Origin of the sequence: Sphingobium sp. B2D3A, from assembly GCF_025961795.1 — a bacterium.
Classification (GTDB): Bacteria; Pseudomonadota; Alphaproteobacteria; order Sphingomonadales; family Sphingomonadaceae; genus Sphingobium.
The window spans coordinates 2735507-2749456 of record NZ_JAOQOI010000001.1 but is presented as its reverse complement, the minus strand read 5'-3'; the positions used below and the strand labels follow the sequence as shown (position 1 = coordinate 2749456).

Sequence of the window (13950 nt, the reverse complement as noted above, 5' to 3'; positions counted from 1 at the left end):
CTGTAACAATGTGAACTCAAAGCGCTTAATTGATCGTAACCCGTGGACGCCTGCTGCTCTTGATCGGCCGTCGCTTCGCGGGTAGAGCGCGCGCGACCTCAACTTTTTCGTTTTCTTTACCGGAGCATTTCTCATGGCGGCGACCCGCACCTTCTCGATCATCAAGCCCGACGCGACCCGTCGCAACCTGACCGGTGCTGTCACCAAGATGCTGGAGGAAGCCGGCCTGCGCGTCGTGGCATCCAAGCGCATCCACATGAGCCGCGAGCAGGCCGAGGGCTTCTACGCGGTGCACAAGGAGCGTCCCTTCTTCGGTGAGCTGGTCGAGTTCATGATTTCCGGCCCGGTCGTCGTGCAGGTTCTGGAAGGCGAGGACGCCGTGAAGCGCAATCGCGACATCATGGGCGCCACCAACCCCGCCAATGCCGAGCCCGGCACCATCCGCAAGGAACTGGCCGAGTCGATCGAAGCCAACAGCGTTCACGGGTCGGACAGCGAAGAGAATGCCGCGATCGAGATCGCCTACTTCTTCAAGCCGGAAGAAATCGTCGGCTAATCGGATGGCCGTCTAACCGTCGGCCTTCTAAAAAAGGGCGCCAGACCATCGGGTCCGGCGCCTTTTTTATTTGGTTTAGTGCTGCCGGCCGGAGGCTGCTTCCACCTTGAAATAATCGAGCAAGGTCTGGGCGGATTTGAACAGATCGTGCTGCTCTTCCACCCGGCGTCGCGCCTCGGCGCCCAGCGCAGCCCGCTGCTCGGGCGTGGCGCGCATGATGCCGCGTAGGGCCTCGGCGATGGCGTCCTCATCGCCAGGCGCGAAAATCCAGCCACAGCGCTCGTCAAGCAACTCGGGGATGCCCGCAATGGTCGTGCTCAGCACCGGTCGACCGATGGCGAAGGCTTCCATGATTCCGATGGGCAGGCCCTCGGCATAGCTCGGCAGCAGCATGGCGCGACCGGCCAGCAATTGCTCCCGTACATAGGCACCGGTGCCCCAGCCGTGCAGGATGACATGATCCTCGACGCCATGTGCCCGGATCGCCTCCCGTAGCGCGTCCTCGTCGTCCCCGCCGCCGATCAGCTCGACCACAAGATCGGGAAATTCCCCAATCACAGCAGCGACGGCAGGCGGAATATGGATCTGGCCCTTGTTGGTGCACAGGCGGCCGATGCAGATCACTCGGCTGCTCTCGGGCGGGGCAGGCTGATAGGGGAAGTCGGCGAGGTTGATGCCGCAATGGACGATGCGGACCTTCTGGGCCGCCTCTGGGGCCTCCGCTACGATGCGATCGTGGCAGTAACGGGTGATGGCGACGATGAAAGCCGCATCGCGTGCCTTCTCGCGGATGGAGAGGCGGGCCGGCTCGCCGGGCACCAACTCATCGGGACCATGGACCGTGAAGCTGTAGGATGGCCCGCCTAGCCGCCGCGCCAGCATCGCCACGGTGGTCGCGTTGGTCGAGAAGTGGGTGTGGACGTGATCGATCCCTTGCGCATTGGCGCGGCGAGCGAAAGCCATGGCCTCCAGCAGATAGGCGACATGGGCGACAAGGTTTCGCCCCGCGTTGCGCCACACCCGCCACCAGAGCGGCAGTACCCGCAGCGTTCTGACCGGATGTAGCAGGCAGGTGAGCAGCACGTCCCACAGCAGCGCCGCCTTGCTGCCGGTGATGATATAGTGGGTGCGCGCCTGCTCGGCGATATCTTCCGGGTCGACCAGCTCACCATCCCAGTGCCGTAGGGCATAGCGCTCGACCGGCTGGCCGAGCGCCTCGATCGCGCCGATCTCGCGGCGGATGAACGTCGTGCTGATCAGCGGATACATGTTGAGAAGATAAGCAAGTTTCATGGCCGACCGCTCATGGGAGCGGAGAGGCGAGCCTGTCAACGCGGCTAACCCTTTTTGCGGTAACGCCGGCCAGCAGGTCCGGCCCAGCAGGCCGGCAATGTGTGGAAAGTGGCTCCCATTTCAGGATACGTCTAAAACACTTTTCCGGTTTGTCACCGACGAAGCACGAAAAACGATATCCCGGTACCAGGCGCTAACTAGTACGGCCTCTTTGCCGGGACGGTCGCAAGAATCAAGCGGATTTGTGCGTGACTGGCCTCTCCGGCCAGAGAGTGAGCCCACTCACGGCGTCCGGAAACGTGATCGCGATCGGGCGAAGCGCGTTGCGTCTGAGGGAGGCGCTAAGCCGAGCTTGCGCCGACGAGCGGTAGCGCTCGCAACTCGTCAGGGAGAGGTGACGACCAAAGAGCTCTTTGCGATAGGCATCCCCCGTTGCTACCTCGCCAAGATGTGCGACGAGGGGCTCATCGTGAAGGTTGGGTACGGTAGGTACCGCGCCGTAGATTCGTGATGCTGACTAAACCGCCGTCAAGCAAACTGCCATAGTTGGGAGCGGTAACTGCCGTTTGAACGGAAACGCTTTCGGTAGCTGCTGAGTTCGCTAAGCCCCTCCTTGCATGAGAGCAGGGGAATCTTACCTCAACAATGCGGCTGCGAAATCTCGGATTAAAGACTCGCCGCAGGCAATCTGGAAACGGCGAGTAATGGAATGACCGAAGCTTCCGTCGATACATTGATCGTTGCATGTCCGAATTGTGCGGCGCTCAACCGGCTTCCTCGCGAGAAGATGACGGCCAGCGGCACGTGCGGACGCTGCAAGCATCCGTTGTTCACGAGCAGACCGGTCATCCTGACCGCTTCGAATTTTGATGCCCATGCCACGAAGGCCGACCTTCCACTATTGGTGGACTTCTGGGCTTCCTGGTGCGGGCCTTGCAAGCAGATGGCGCCCGCCTTTGAGGCGTCCTCCAGCAAACTTGAGCCTTGGATGCGGCTCGGTAAACTAGATACCGAAGCCGAGCAGGTAATTGCTGGCCGATACGGTATCCGCTCGATCCCTACTATGATCGTGTTCCGAAAGGGCAGGGAGATCGCTCGGCAGTCGGGCGCGATGCCTGAACGCGCGATCATCGATTGGGCACAAGCGGCCGTTCGCTGATCGAATCGCTTGACCGATCGTCACTGGTAGCGGAACATAAAGGGAACAAATAGAGTCTATCCCATTATGTCCGTATCCCAGTCTCTGCCCGAGAGCATTGCGCATCTTCGCGCGATCGCAGCCCCGTTGCTCGGTTATCGGGCCATCCCGTTCGGGCTTTCTGCGGTAGATGGCCGCCTCGCGGGCGGCGGCTTGCGGGCAGGTGCGCTGCACGAAGTCGCAGCGCGCAGCTGTTCGCTGGTTGATGATGCAGCGGCGACACTCTTCTTAGCCGGCATTGCCGCGCGGGAAGCCCGGCATCTCGGCGCCCCGGTGCTCTGGGTAAGCTGCCGTAACGATCTTTATGCCCCCGGGCTGGCACAGGCTGGGCTGTTGGCAGCGGATGTGATCCACGCACAGCCGCGCGACGAAGATGCTCTTCTTGCTGTCGTCGAAGACGCGGTGCGCGACGGCACGCCTTCTGCGGTCGTCGCCGAGGCGGGCAAGGTTTCGATGGTTGCATCGCGTCGCCTCCAGCTGGTCGCCGCCGACGCTGACCTGCCGGTTTTGCTGCTGCGCCGCCACCGGCGCCGCGAACAGGATCCTCTCGCGGAACCCTCGGCCGCCTGGACCCGATGGCGCATTGCTAGCGCGCCATCGGCACGCCTCGACGTGTCGGGTGTCGGTCGCGCGCGATGGGCCGTTGAGATGGCCCGGCAGCGCGGCGGCGAATCCTTTTCCCTCATTGTGGAGGGCAGCGATGAGACGGGTCGTCTCGCTGTTCCTGCCGCACTTGGCCATCGAACGGCTGAGGCGGTTGGAACGGCTCGCAGCGCCGCCGCCTAAACCGGCTGCGCTGCACCTTCCGGTTGACGACAATCCGGGAGCCTGCTCCGTGCCGCGCGGTGGCGGGTGGCGGCCAGGTGCGCGCTGGGCACCGGCGGAGGTGCTGGCCCACGAGACGGTCGAAGAGCAGATCGCCGCGCTCCCCAAGCATGCGCGACCGCCAATGCGCGAGCTGGGCCGACGCTCGGAAGCCGCAGATCATCCCTTCACACGCGATGCGGCGCAGCCCGTCGGCCGCGCCTCTGACCCGCTCGTCCACGTCCACGCGCCATTGGCGTTGATCGGGAAAGTCGGGCGGCGGGAGGAAGTGGTTGCCACCTGCGCGGCCGCGGCAGCCCTCGGGATCCATGTCGGCATGGCGGCAACGCATGCGCGTGCGCTTGTCTCGAACCTCGATTTCCGACCTCATGACCCCGAATCCGACGCGCGGCTGCTCGACAGGCTCGCCCTTCTGGCAGTGCGGCGCTGGTCGCCGATCGCGGCGGCGGCGCCGCCCGACGGGCTATGGCTCGACCTTACCGGTTGCGCGCATCTCCATGGTGGTGAAGACCGTTTCTGTGGCTGGCTGCATGCCTTCTGCGCGCGGGCAGGGTTCACCGCACGCGTCGCGGTTGCAGACACCGCCGGTGCGGCCCACGCCGTGGCGCATTTCGGTCCGAGCGCCGTCACCATTGTCGCGCCCGGCGATACGATCCGGGCGATCTCGCCTCTGCCGCTGGCCGCGTTGCGGCTCAGTGGAGCGGCACTCGGCGCTTCACGTCGCTTCGGGTTCGAGCGGGTGGCTGATCTGCTCCCGGTCGCGCGCGGACCGCTCGCGCGGCGGTTGGGACTGCCGGCGATCACCCGGCTCGATCAGGCACTGGGCAGCGTCGCCGAGCCGATCACACCCCGCGATGATGCAGCTGTACCCATGGTCGAGCGGCGGCTGCTCGAGCCGATCGGCACGGCCGAGGCGATCGCGCGGGTCATGGAGGATCTGCTCGGCGATCTCTTGCGGGTTCTGCAGGAACGCGGGCTTGGGGTCCGCTCGCTTCGCCTGCGCGGGATGCGCGTCGATGGCACGGAGCAGGTGGTCGCGATCGGGACGTCCCGGCCTACCAGGGAGGTGCCGCACCTTCTGCGCCTGCTGAAGCTTCGGATCGAGCGGATCGATCCGGGCATGGGCCTCGAGCAGTTCCTTATGGTCGTACCGCATACCGAGCCGCTCGATGCCGTCGATCTGGGGGCCGTGCTCGCCGGCGAGGCGATGGTCCGAGATGCCGCCCGTCTGGTCGATGTCGTCGCCGGTCGCATCGGCCCCGGCGCTGTCTTCCGGGTCGCTCCTGTCGAAAGCCATGTGCCCGAGCGCGCGACCCGCCGCTGCGATCCGGTCTCTATGCCTGGAGGGTGGCCGGCTTGGCAGCGGCCGGCTCGGCTGTTCATCCGGCCCGAACCGCTTGCCCGTGTCGTGGCACTGCTTCCCGATCAACCGCCCCGCCGGTTCGAGTGGAGGGGGCGCACGCACAAGGTGGTGTCCGGCGACGGGCCCGAGCGCATCCACGGTGAGTGGTGGCGCCGTGACGCGGAAATCTGGGCAGTGCGTGACTATTACCGCGTCGAGGACGAGGAGGGCGGCCGTTACTGGGTGTTCCGGCGCGGTGATGCTTTCGAGGGCGAGACCGGCGACCTCAGCTGGTGGATGCACGGCGTGTTCGCATGACGGCTTATGTCGAACTCCAGGTGCTTACCCACTTCTCTCTGTTGCGTGGCGCGTCCAGCCCGGAGGAGCTGTTCTCGGCTGCGGCAGTGCTTGGCTATCCGGCAGTCGGCGTGTCGGACATCGGGACCGTTGCTGGCGTCGTGCGAGCCTGGGAAGCGCAAAAGGCGACGGGCGTTCGCTCGATCGCTGGCACGCGGGTCGATTTGTCCTGCGGTCGGCGCCTACTCCTATACCCGACAGATCGCCTGGCCTGGTCGCGGATCACCCGCCTGCTGACGGTCGGCAAGCGCAGGGCCGGGAAGGGCGGGTGCCTACTGCATTGGCATGATCTCGAACCCTGGTCCGAGGGCATTATCGCGATCTTGCTACCGGGTGAGCCCGACGAAGAAAATCTGGCTGCGCTGGCGGATTTGAAGGCGGTCTATGGGCGCCGGGGCTATATGGCGCTCTTCCAGCGTCGGCGCCCCGGCGATGCGGTCCGTATCGACTCGCTGGCGCGGCAGGCCGGTGGGGCCGGCGTTCGGGCGGTCGTGACTGGAGACGTACTCTATCACGCGCCCGAGGCGAGGCTCCTTCAGGACGTGGTGACCGCCGTTCGCGAGAAATGTGCCGTCGATGAGCTCGGTTACAAGCGTGAGGTCAATGCCGATCGCGCACTCAAGTCGCCGGCTGAAATGGTGCGCCGCTTCAAGGACTATCCTGACGCCTTACGCGCCAGCGTCGACATCGCGCAGGCCTGCGGCTTCGATCTCGGCGAACTGGCCTACCAATATCCCCACGAGCGGATGATCGAGGGACTGTCCGCGCAGGAAGCTCTCGAAAAGCTGGCGGCCGAGGCCGTCGATCGGATGTTCGACGGCGAGGTTCCGCAAGCCTATACCGACCAGATCGCACACGAGCTGCGGCTGATCGCAGAGCTTGGTTATGCGCCCTATTTCCTCACCGTCTACGCCATCGTCCGCGAGGCGCGCCGTCGCGGCATCCTCTGCCAAGGGCGAGGATCTGCCGCCAATTCTTGCGTCTGTTTTGTCCTCGCGATCACCTCAATCGATCCGATCAAGCACGAGCTGTTGTTCGAGCGGTTCGTGAGCGGCGAGCGGCGCGAGCCACCCGATATTGATGTCGACTTTGAACATGAGCGGCGTGAGGAGATCATCCAGTGGATCTATGAAACTTATGGGCGCGACCGCTCGGCGCTGACCGCCGTCGTCACGCGGTATCGCGCGCGGGGTGCCGTCCGCGATGTCGGCAAGGCGCTGGGCCTGCCTGAGGATCTTACCGCCTCGCTTGCTGGCCTGATCTGGGGCTGGTCCGCCGAAGGCGTGGGCGAAAAGCAGGTCGAGGAGCTGAACCTCGACATTTCGGATCGCCGGCTGCGGTTGACCCTCGATCTCGCGCGCAAGCTGATCGGCGTGCCGCGCCATATGAGCCAGCACCCCGGCGGTTTCGTGCTGACGCAGGACCGGCTCGACGATCTCGTCCCGATCGAGCCGGCTGCGATGGAGGATCGCCAAATCATCGAATGGGACAAAGACGATATTGATGCGCTGAAATTCATGAAGGTGGACGTCTTGGGATTGGGGATGCTCGGCTGCATGAACCGGGCCTTCAACATGCTGGAGGAGCGAAAGGGCATCCGTATTGGGCTTGCGGATCTTCAGGACGATGATCCGGCGGTCTACGGGATGATCCAGAAGGCGGATACACTCGGCACGTTCCAGATCGAAAGCCGGGCGCAGATGTCGATGCTCCCGCGCATGAAGCCACGCCGTTTCTATGATTTGGTCATCCAGGTAGCGATCGTGCGGCCGGGCCCCATCCAAGGCGACATGGTCCATCCCTATCTGCGCCGCCGCGAAGGGCTGGAGAAGCCCGAATATCCCCGACCGGAGCTGCGCGCCGTGCTCGAAAAGACGCTTGGGGTTCCGCTGTTTCAGGAACAGGCGATGAAGGTCGCGATCGTTGGCGCCGGTTTCACGGCCGCCGAGGCCGACCAGCTGCGGCGCGCGATGGCGACGTTCAAGATCACTGGAGGCGTTTCGCATTTCTCGGAAAAGCTGATCGAGGGCATGGTCGCGCGCGGTTATCCCCGCGACTTCGCTGAGCGTACTTTCCGTCAGCTCGAAGGGTTCGGCAGCTACGGTTTTCCCGAGAGCCATGCCGCCAGCTTCGCCAAGATCGCCTACGCGTCGGCGTGGATGAAGCATCATCATCCCGACGTGTTTTGCGCAAGCCTGCTCAACGCCTATCCGATGGGTTTCTATGCGCCGGCGCAGATCGTCGGGAACGCACGCGAGCATGGTGTCGAGGTGCGGCCGCCCTGTATCAACGCGAGTCGCTGGGATTGCACGCTCGAGCCGGCAAGCGGTCGGTATCTCGCCGTTCGGCTCGGCCTGCGACAGGTCCGCGGCCTGTCCAATGCCGATGGTGCCGCTATCGTCGGCGCGCGAGGAACCGGCGCCTTCGGCAGTGTCGAGGATGTCTGGCGGCGATCGGGCGTGCAGCGCGCCTCAATCGAGAAACTTGCGGATGCCGATGCCTTTCATGGCTTCGGCACTGACCGGCGGCAGGGCCTCTGGAAGGTGCGGGGATTGGGTGAGGCGCCGCTGCCGCTGTTCGCTGCGGCCGATCGCGCGGCCCAGACCATTAGCGCTGAGGGGATCGAGCCCGACGTGTCGCTGCGACCGCTGGCGGATGGCCGAGAGGTCATTGAGGATTACCGTACGCTCCAGCTCTCGCTGCGCGCCCATCCCCTGACGTTCGTGCGCGACGATTTGACCCGACGCGGCGTCACGCGCTGCGCGGACCTCGCAACGATCCGTGACGGCCGCCATGTCGAGGTCGCCGGGATCATCCTTGTTCGTCAGAAGCCCGGCAGCGCCAAGGGCCTGCTCTTCATCACCATCGAGGACGAAAGCGGCATCGCCAACGGGATCTTGTGGCCTGACCGTTTCGAGGCGCAGCGTCGCACCGTCATGTCCGCGTCGATGATCGGTATGAAAGGGCGGGTGCAGAAGGAAGGAGATGTCATCCATGTCATCTGCGACCGGATCATCGATCATGGCGATCTGCTGCGCCGCGTCGGCGATATGTCATTTCCCCACAAGACAGGACGCGGCGACGGGGCACGCCATGCCGGCGCGCCCGATCGGGGGGACAAAGGGTGGAGCCCAGGTCCGCGGGATTGCTACTGGCCGCCCCATGCCGAGGGCATGGATCCTGAGGAGGTCGTGCGGTTCAAGTCGCATGACTTTCATTGATGGTACCGCCACTCCCCCGGCACCAACGGGTCGTGATCGCGCTCTCTGTTCATATCCTACGCAGCGGCGTGACTCGTTGTTCGGACACCCGGGTCGATGGTGTTGAGGTACGGCTGGCGCTGCGGTGCCTGCTACCCCATTGCCCCGAGCGCTGGCCCCTCGAACTCTATTGGGATGCCGCGCAGCAGGACAATGACATCGGCCGTGCCCAAGGTGTGACTGCGGCGTTCAACGGGATCGTCCGCCAGTTGCGCCGGGCAGGACGCTATGAGGAGGTTGGTCCCCTTGACCGTCTGGGCCCAGAAGCAGTGATGACCGATAGCGCGACCGACCTGGCAGCGCTGAGAAGGCCGCTCACCGCCGATGCAGACCTGGCAAGGAAGTTTGGAACGGCTGGTCGCTTGCTTCAATCGAGGCATCCTACGGCCGCGGTCGAACAGGAATCAATCGAGCGAAAATGAGAAATGGCAGCCGTTGGGGGCGATCGCGCTGAATGAGATGTTTCCGCCGAATTCCGTGACGGCGAGATACGGAACGTCGTAGCCACGATCCGAGCAGTAGCGCTCGATCAAGGCCAGCGTTGCTGGCTGATCGAGGCAGGGGGGAGCTTGTACATCCGGAAGGGGTCTGTGCTGTCTATTCATGACGAATATGTCTCCATGCTTTGCCCCTCAGGTTTCTGTCAGGCTCCCCCCGGTTGCCCTGTTGGTCGTGCCTTCGCTGCGCGTCAGCGGCCAGGACGATGAAACGACTGATGCAGGAACCACGCGCGCTGTTCGCTCTCGTCGATCCAGTTTTCGAGTAGGCTCGCTGTTGCAACGTCATGATACTCATCACAGACCGCGTGAACGCTGCGCATTGCCGAGATCACCTGAACATTGTCGTCCCGCAGCTCGGCAAGCATGTCTTGCGGATCTACATATTTGGCGTCGTTGTCGGTGAGCCGCTGCAACCGGGCGATGTCGCCAATCGAGGTAATCGCGGACCCGCCTATCTTGCGCGATCGCTCGGCAATCGGGTCAGTCATGGCGAAAATCTGGCTGCTCTGTTCGTCGAGCAAGAGATGATAGTCGCGGAAGTGGGCGCCGCTCATGTGCCAATGGAAGTTCTTGGTTTTCACGTAGAGTGCGAACACATCCGCCAGAAGCGCTCGCAGCGCTGCGCCGATGTCGCGCGTCGCTGCCTCGGGGAGATCCGTCAGTCCGCTTGGGCGGTCGATCACATGGTCCATCTCTCATTCCCTTCTTCCGGCACGGCCGGGTTGCGACGGCACGGTGGCCGGGATGGAGGAGATGGTAGCGGCGAGGAATAGAGCGTTGCAGCCCAACGAAAGTTCGGGGGGCGCAGAACCGACGTTTGGGACAATCCTTTAGAACCGGCGCAAATCCTTACTCGAACAGCCCAAACCTTCGTTGGGATTTCGGGGCGCAAGGCGCTGCGTCACTATTGCGGGCAACCGGCAAGGAGGCCCTGGCCACACCACAGGTGCGAACGCCCGGACAGTTAGGAACACGGGTTGCACGAGGGGCAAACAGAGCAGGCGACGCAAAAGGGGACCGGGCCGAGTAGCCCGATCCCCCTAAGTTCACCGTCCTATCGTTCAGGCGGCTGCGTCGACCAGCACGAGTTCGCTGTCCTCGACCGCCGTGACGCGGATTACATCCTGATCGCGGATAGCTGCGCCGTCGCGCGCGTTCACCCGCAAGCCATCGATTTCGACAGCACCGGTAGCCGGCACGAGGTAACCGAAGCGCTCCTTGCCGAAATGGTATTCGGCGGTCTCACCAGCCTTCAGCGTTGCGCCGACGACGCGAGCATCGGTGCGGATCGGCAGGGCTTCGTTGTCGTTCGCGAGGCCCGAGGCGAGTACCACGAACTGGCCCGAGCGATCGCCTTTGGGGAAGGGACGAGCACCCCAACTAGGCTTCTCACCCGTCTGGGTCGGCTGAATCCAGATCTGGAAGATCTTGGTGGTCTTATCCTCCTTGTTCCATTCGGCATGAGCGATGCCGGTACCGGCGGACATGACCTGCACGTCGCCTGCTTCCGTACGACCGGAATTGCCGAGGTTGTCCTGGTGCGTGATCGCACCTTCACGAACGTACGTGATGATTTCCATGTCCCGGTGAGGGTGAGGCGGGAAACCGCTCTGCGGCGCGATCGTATCGTCGTTCCAGACACGAAGGCTGCCCCAGTTGGTGCGCCGGGGATCGTAGTAATTGGCGAACGAGAAGTGGTGCTTGGCATCGAGCCAGCCATGGTTCGCGCCGCCGAGACTGTTGAAAGGCCGAAGTTCGATCATGGGTCATCTCCCGGGCCGACTGCTGTGTCGACCGATGACCTCGATGTAGGCCCGCGCCGCTTATCGCATCAGCCAGATAATATGGCAGAAAACATTCGAGAGAATTGAAATGAGCGATCCAGGGACGCCGACTTTCGATCAACTACGCATTTTCCTGACAGTGGTGGACGAGGGGAGCTTTGCCTCAGCCGGGCGGCGCCTCAACCGTGCGGTATCCGTGATCAGCTACGGCATCGCAAATCTCGAGGCGCAACTGGGCGTCATCCTGTTCGAGCGGGAGGGGACCCGACGCCCAAAGCTGACCGAGGCGGGGCGGGCGGTGCTGGCAGAGGCGCGCAGCGTTTCGAGCGGAATCGACGGGCTCAAGGCTAAGGTCAAAGGTCTACTCGATGGCTTGGAAGCCGAGGTGAACTTCGCTGTCGATGTCATGCTGCCGGCGCGACGCCTGGGCGAGGTTCTGCGGGCGTTTGCTGCAACCTATCCCACGGTCACTCTGCGGCTGCACGTCGAAGCCCTTGGAGGTGTCGCGGCCCATGTGCTCGATGGGCGCGCCGTCATCGGACTATCCGGCCCCCTTGCCGCTGGAATTGATGGCATCGGCTCCGTTGCCGCCGGTAGCGTGCCGATGGTGCCGGTCGCGGCGCCTGACCATCCCCTCGCGTGCTACAAATCGATACCCACAGGCACCGGCCGCGAGCACGTTCAGCTCGTTTTGACCGACCGCTCTCCGCTGACCGAGGGGCGGGACTTCGCTGTCCTGAGCCCGCGAACCTGGCGTCTCGCTGATCTGGGCGCGAAGCATCAGCTGCTACGCGAAGGCATCGGATGGGGAAACATGCCCTTACCCCTTATCGAGCCGGACCTTATCGCTGGGACCTTGAAGCGGCTCATGATGCCGGACGATCCGGGCGGCATGTATCGCTTCTCTGGTATTTGGCGACGGGATCGACCGCCGGGACCTGCGGCCAGCTGGTTGCTCAACCAACTGGTCGAGCGCGCGCAAGAAGATGTCGATCTGGCTGGAGCAGCGGACCTATGAGAAGCCGTGGCATGAGCACGGGTCGGCTGGAGGCGTTCACGGATGGGGTGGTCGCGATCATCATCACGATCATGGTCCTCGAGCTCAAGGTGCCGCAGGGTGGAGACCTTCGCGACCTCGCTTCGAGCGCGCCGCTGCTGCTTGCCTATCTGGTCAGCTTCGTGAATGTCGGGCTCTACTGGAACAACCATCATCACATGCTGCACGCCACCGACCGGATCGACGGGCGGGTATTGTGGGCTAACCTGTTTCTCCTTTTCTGGTTGAGTCTCGTGCCGTTCGTGATCCGCTGGCTCGATGACAGCGGCTTTGCGCCTGGAGCGACCGCCGCCTACGGCATCGTCCTGGGGCTAGCATCTCTTGGATACGCCATGACGGAGCGCTCCATCATTGCCTGTAATGGCCCGGAATCGCCGGTCGCCCGGGCGATCGGCAGTGACTGGAAGGGTTTCGGGAGTATCGCCATCTACATCATCGCTGTTCCGCTCGCCTATGTGAGCAGATGGCTTGCGCTGGTCCTATACATCGTCGTGATCTTGCTGTGGCTCGTGCCTGACCGGCGGATCGTCAAGGCTCTCAATCGCCGCTAGCGGGGAAGCGAGACAAGCCCCCAACCATCGGTTGGGTGGTCCGCCGACGGCGCTCGATCTATTCCTGTGCGCTACACCGCAGGAACCTCGATCATGAGCCACCCGAAACTGTTCGAGCCGCTGACGATCGGCGACCTGACATTGACCAATCGCATCGTGATTGCTCCGATGTGCCAATATTCCGCAGTCGATGGGCAGATGAACGATTGGCATCTGATCCATCTGGGACATCTTGCGCTGTCGGGTGCAGGCCTGCTGACTATCGAAGCGACGGCCATCGTTCCTGAAGGACGCATCAGCGATGCCGATGTCGGTCTGTGGGATGACGATACCCAAGCGGCGATGGGAAAAGTTCTGGAGAGCATCCGTCGCTGGTCCGACATTCCCGTTGGAATCCAGCTTGCCCATGCCGGTCGCAAAGCCTCGGTCGCTCGCCCTTGGGATGGCGGACATCAGATCCTGCCGAATGCGCCGAACGGTTGGCAAACTGTTGCGCCTTCCAACCTGCCATATGGAGCACACAGCAACGCCCCCGTTGCCCTGGATTCCGATGGCCTGGCGCGCATTCGCGACGGCTTCGCCGCCGCGGCGAAGCGGGCTGCTGCTCTTGGGGTCGACCTCATCCAGTTGCATGGCGGACACGGCTATCTGATCCATCAATTCCTCTCGCCGCTCTCCAATCAACGTGACGATCAGTATGGCGGATCGCCTGAAAACCGAATGCGCTTCCCGCTCGAGCTTTTCGATACGGTGCGCGCAGCATTTCCAGCCGAGAGGCCCGTCTCGATGCGCGTATCCGGGACAGACTGGGTTGAGGGTGGCTGGGATATCGAACAAACGATTGCCTTCGCTACGTCGCTGGAGGCGAGGGGGTGCTCGGCAGTCCATGTGTCTAGTGGCGGACTCGATCATCGCCAGCATATCCCCGTCGGACCAAGCTATCAGGTGCCGCTCGCACGGGCGGTCAAGCAAGCTGTGAAGATTCCGGTCGTCGCAGTCGGGCTGATCACGGACTTTGATCAGGCGGAGGCGATCGTGGGAACAGGGGATGCCGATCTGATCGCGATCGCCCGATCTATCCTGTACGATCCGCGCTGGCCTTGGCATGCGGCCGCTCATCTGGGCGCGCACGTTCACGCACCTGACCAATATCTGCGATCGCAGCCTCGCCAGTACCGCCATCTCTTCGAAATGCCTGGCCGCGCTGAAAACTGAAGTCAGCTCCAG

At 63.4% G+C, this 13950-nt stretch carries 12 protein-coding genes; 9 read left to right on the top strand and 3 right to left on the bottom strand.

What is annotated here, in order from left to right:
- Positions 1 to 133 precede the first annotated feature (133 nt).
- The gene (gene ndk, locus M2337_RS12745) at positions 134 to 556 is read left to right on the top strand and encodes a nucleoside-diphosphate kinase (RefSeq protein WP_181559849.1); all 423 of its coding nucleotides are present in this window, start codon (positions 134 to 136) and stop codon (positions 554 to 556) included.
- 75 nt (positions 557 to 631) lie between these two features.
- On the opposite strand, the gene M2337_RS12740 is transcribed toward ndk, so the two are convergent.
- Positions 632 to 1849, bottom strand: a complete 1218-nt coding sequence (locus M2337_RS12740) for a glycosyltransferase family 4 protein (RefSeq protein WP_264570556.1) — start codon at positions 1847 to 1849, stop codon at positions 632 to 634.
- A gap of 709 nt (positions 1850 to 2558) precedes the next feature.
- On the opposite strand from M2337_RS12740, the gene trxC reads away from it, so the two are divergent.
- The 5 genes from trxC to M2337_RS12715 all read left to right on the top strand — a co-directional run bounded on the left by trxC (position 2559) and on the right by M2337_RS12715 (position 9253).
- Positions 2559 to 3008 (top strand): thioredoxin TrxC, encoded by a 450-nt coding sequence (gene trxC, locus M2337_RS12735; protein ID WP_264570555.1) that lies wholly within the window; start codon positions 2559 to 2561, stop codon positions 3006 to 3008.
- 66 nt (positions 3009 to 3074) lie between these two features.
- Complete coding sequence (locus tag M2337_RS12730) at positions 3075 to 3833, top strand: ImuA family protein (protein WP_264570554.1); 759 nt, start codon at positions 3075 to 3077, stop codon at positions 3831 to 3833.
- Entirely contained in the window at positions 3748 to 5532 is a 1785-nt protein-coding gene (locus M2337_RS12725; protein ID WP_264570553.1) for a Y-family DNA polymerase, read from the top strand. Before M2337_RS12730 ends, M2337_RS12725 begins: the two co-directional genes overlap by 86 nt.
- Complete coding sequence (locus tag M2337_RS12720; protein WP_264570552.1) at positions 5529 to 8792, top strand: error-prone DNA polymerase; 3264 nt, start codon at positions 5529 to 5531, stop codon at positions 8790 to 8792. Before M2337_RS12725 ends, M2337_RS12720 begins: the two co-directional genes overlap by 4 nt.
- 32 nt (positions 8793 to 8824) lie before the next feature.
- A complete protein-coding gene (locus M2337_RS12715) occupies positions 8825 to 9253 on the top strand; it encodes a hypothetical protein (protein ID WP_264570551.1) in 429 nt (142 codons plus the stop codon).
- 266 nt (positions 9254 to 9519) lie between these two features.
- On the opposite strand, the gene M2337_RS12710 is transcribed toward M2337_RS12715, so the two are convergent.
- Together M2337_RS12710 and M2337_RS12705 are read right to left on the bottom strand one after the other, a co-directional pair.
- Positions 9520 to 10023 carry a Dps family protein gene (locus M2337_RS12710; protein WP_264570550.1) on the bottom strand — a complete coding sequence of 168 codons (504 nt, stop codon included), beginning with the start codon at positions 10021 to 10023 and terminating at the stop codon, positions 9520 to 9522.
- Positions 10024 to 10392: 369 nt separating this feature from the next.
- On the bottom strand, positions 10393 to 11094 hold the full coding sequence (locus tag M2337_RS12705; protein WP_264570549.1) for a pirin family protein: 702 nt from the start codon (positions 11092 to 11094) through the stop codon (positions 10393 to 10395).
- Positions 11095 to 11203: 109 nt separating this feature from the next.
- Between M2337_RS12705 and M2337_RS12700 the strand changes: the two genes are divergently transcribed.
- The 3 genes from M2337_RS12700 to M2337_RS12690 all read left to right on the top strand — a co-directional run bounded on the left by M2337_RS12700 (position 11204) and on the right by M2337_RS12690 (position 13938).
- The gene (locus M2337_RS12700; RefSeq protein ID WP_264570548.1) at positions 11204 to 12133 is read left to right on the top strand and encodes a LysR family transcriptional regulator; all 930 of its coding nucleotides are present in this window, start codon (positions 11204 to 11206) and stop codon (positions 12131 to 12133) included.
- Between the two features lie 11 nt (positions 12134 to 12144).
- On the top strand, positions 12145 to 12723 hold the full coding sequence (locus M2337_RS12695) for a TMEM175 family protein (RefSeq protein WP_264570547.1): 579 nt from the start codon (positions 12145 to 12147) through the stop codon (positions 12721 to 12723).
- A 93-nt stretch (positions 12724 to 12816) separates the two neighbouring features.
- Complete coding sequence (locus tag M2337_RS12690) at positions 12817 to 13938, top strand: NADH:flavin oxidoreductase/NADH oxidase (protein ID WP_264570546.1); 1122 nt, start codon at positions 12817 to 12819, stop codon at positions 13936 to 13938.
- Positions 13939 to 13950 lie beyond the last annotated feature (12 nt).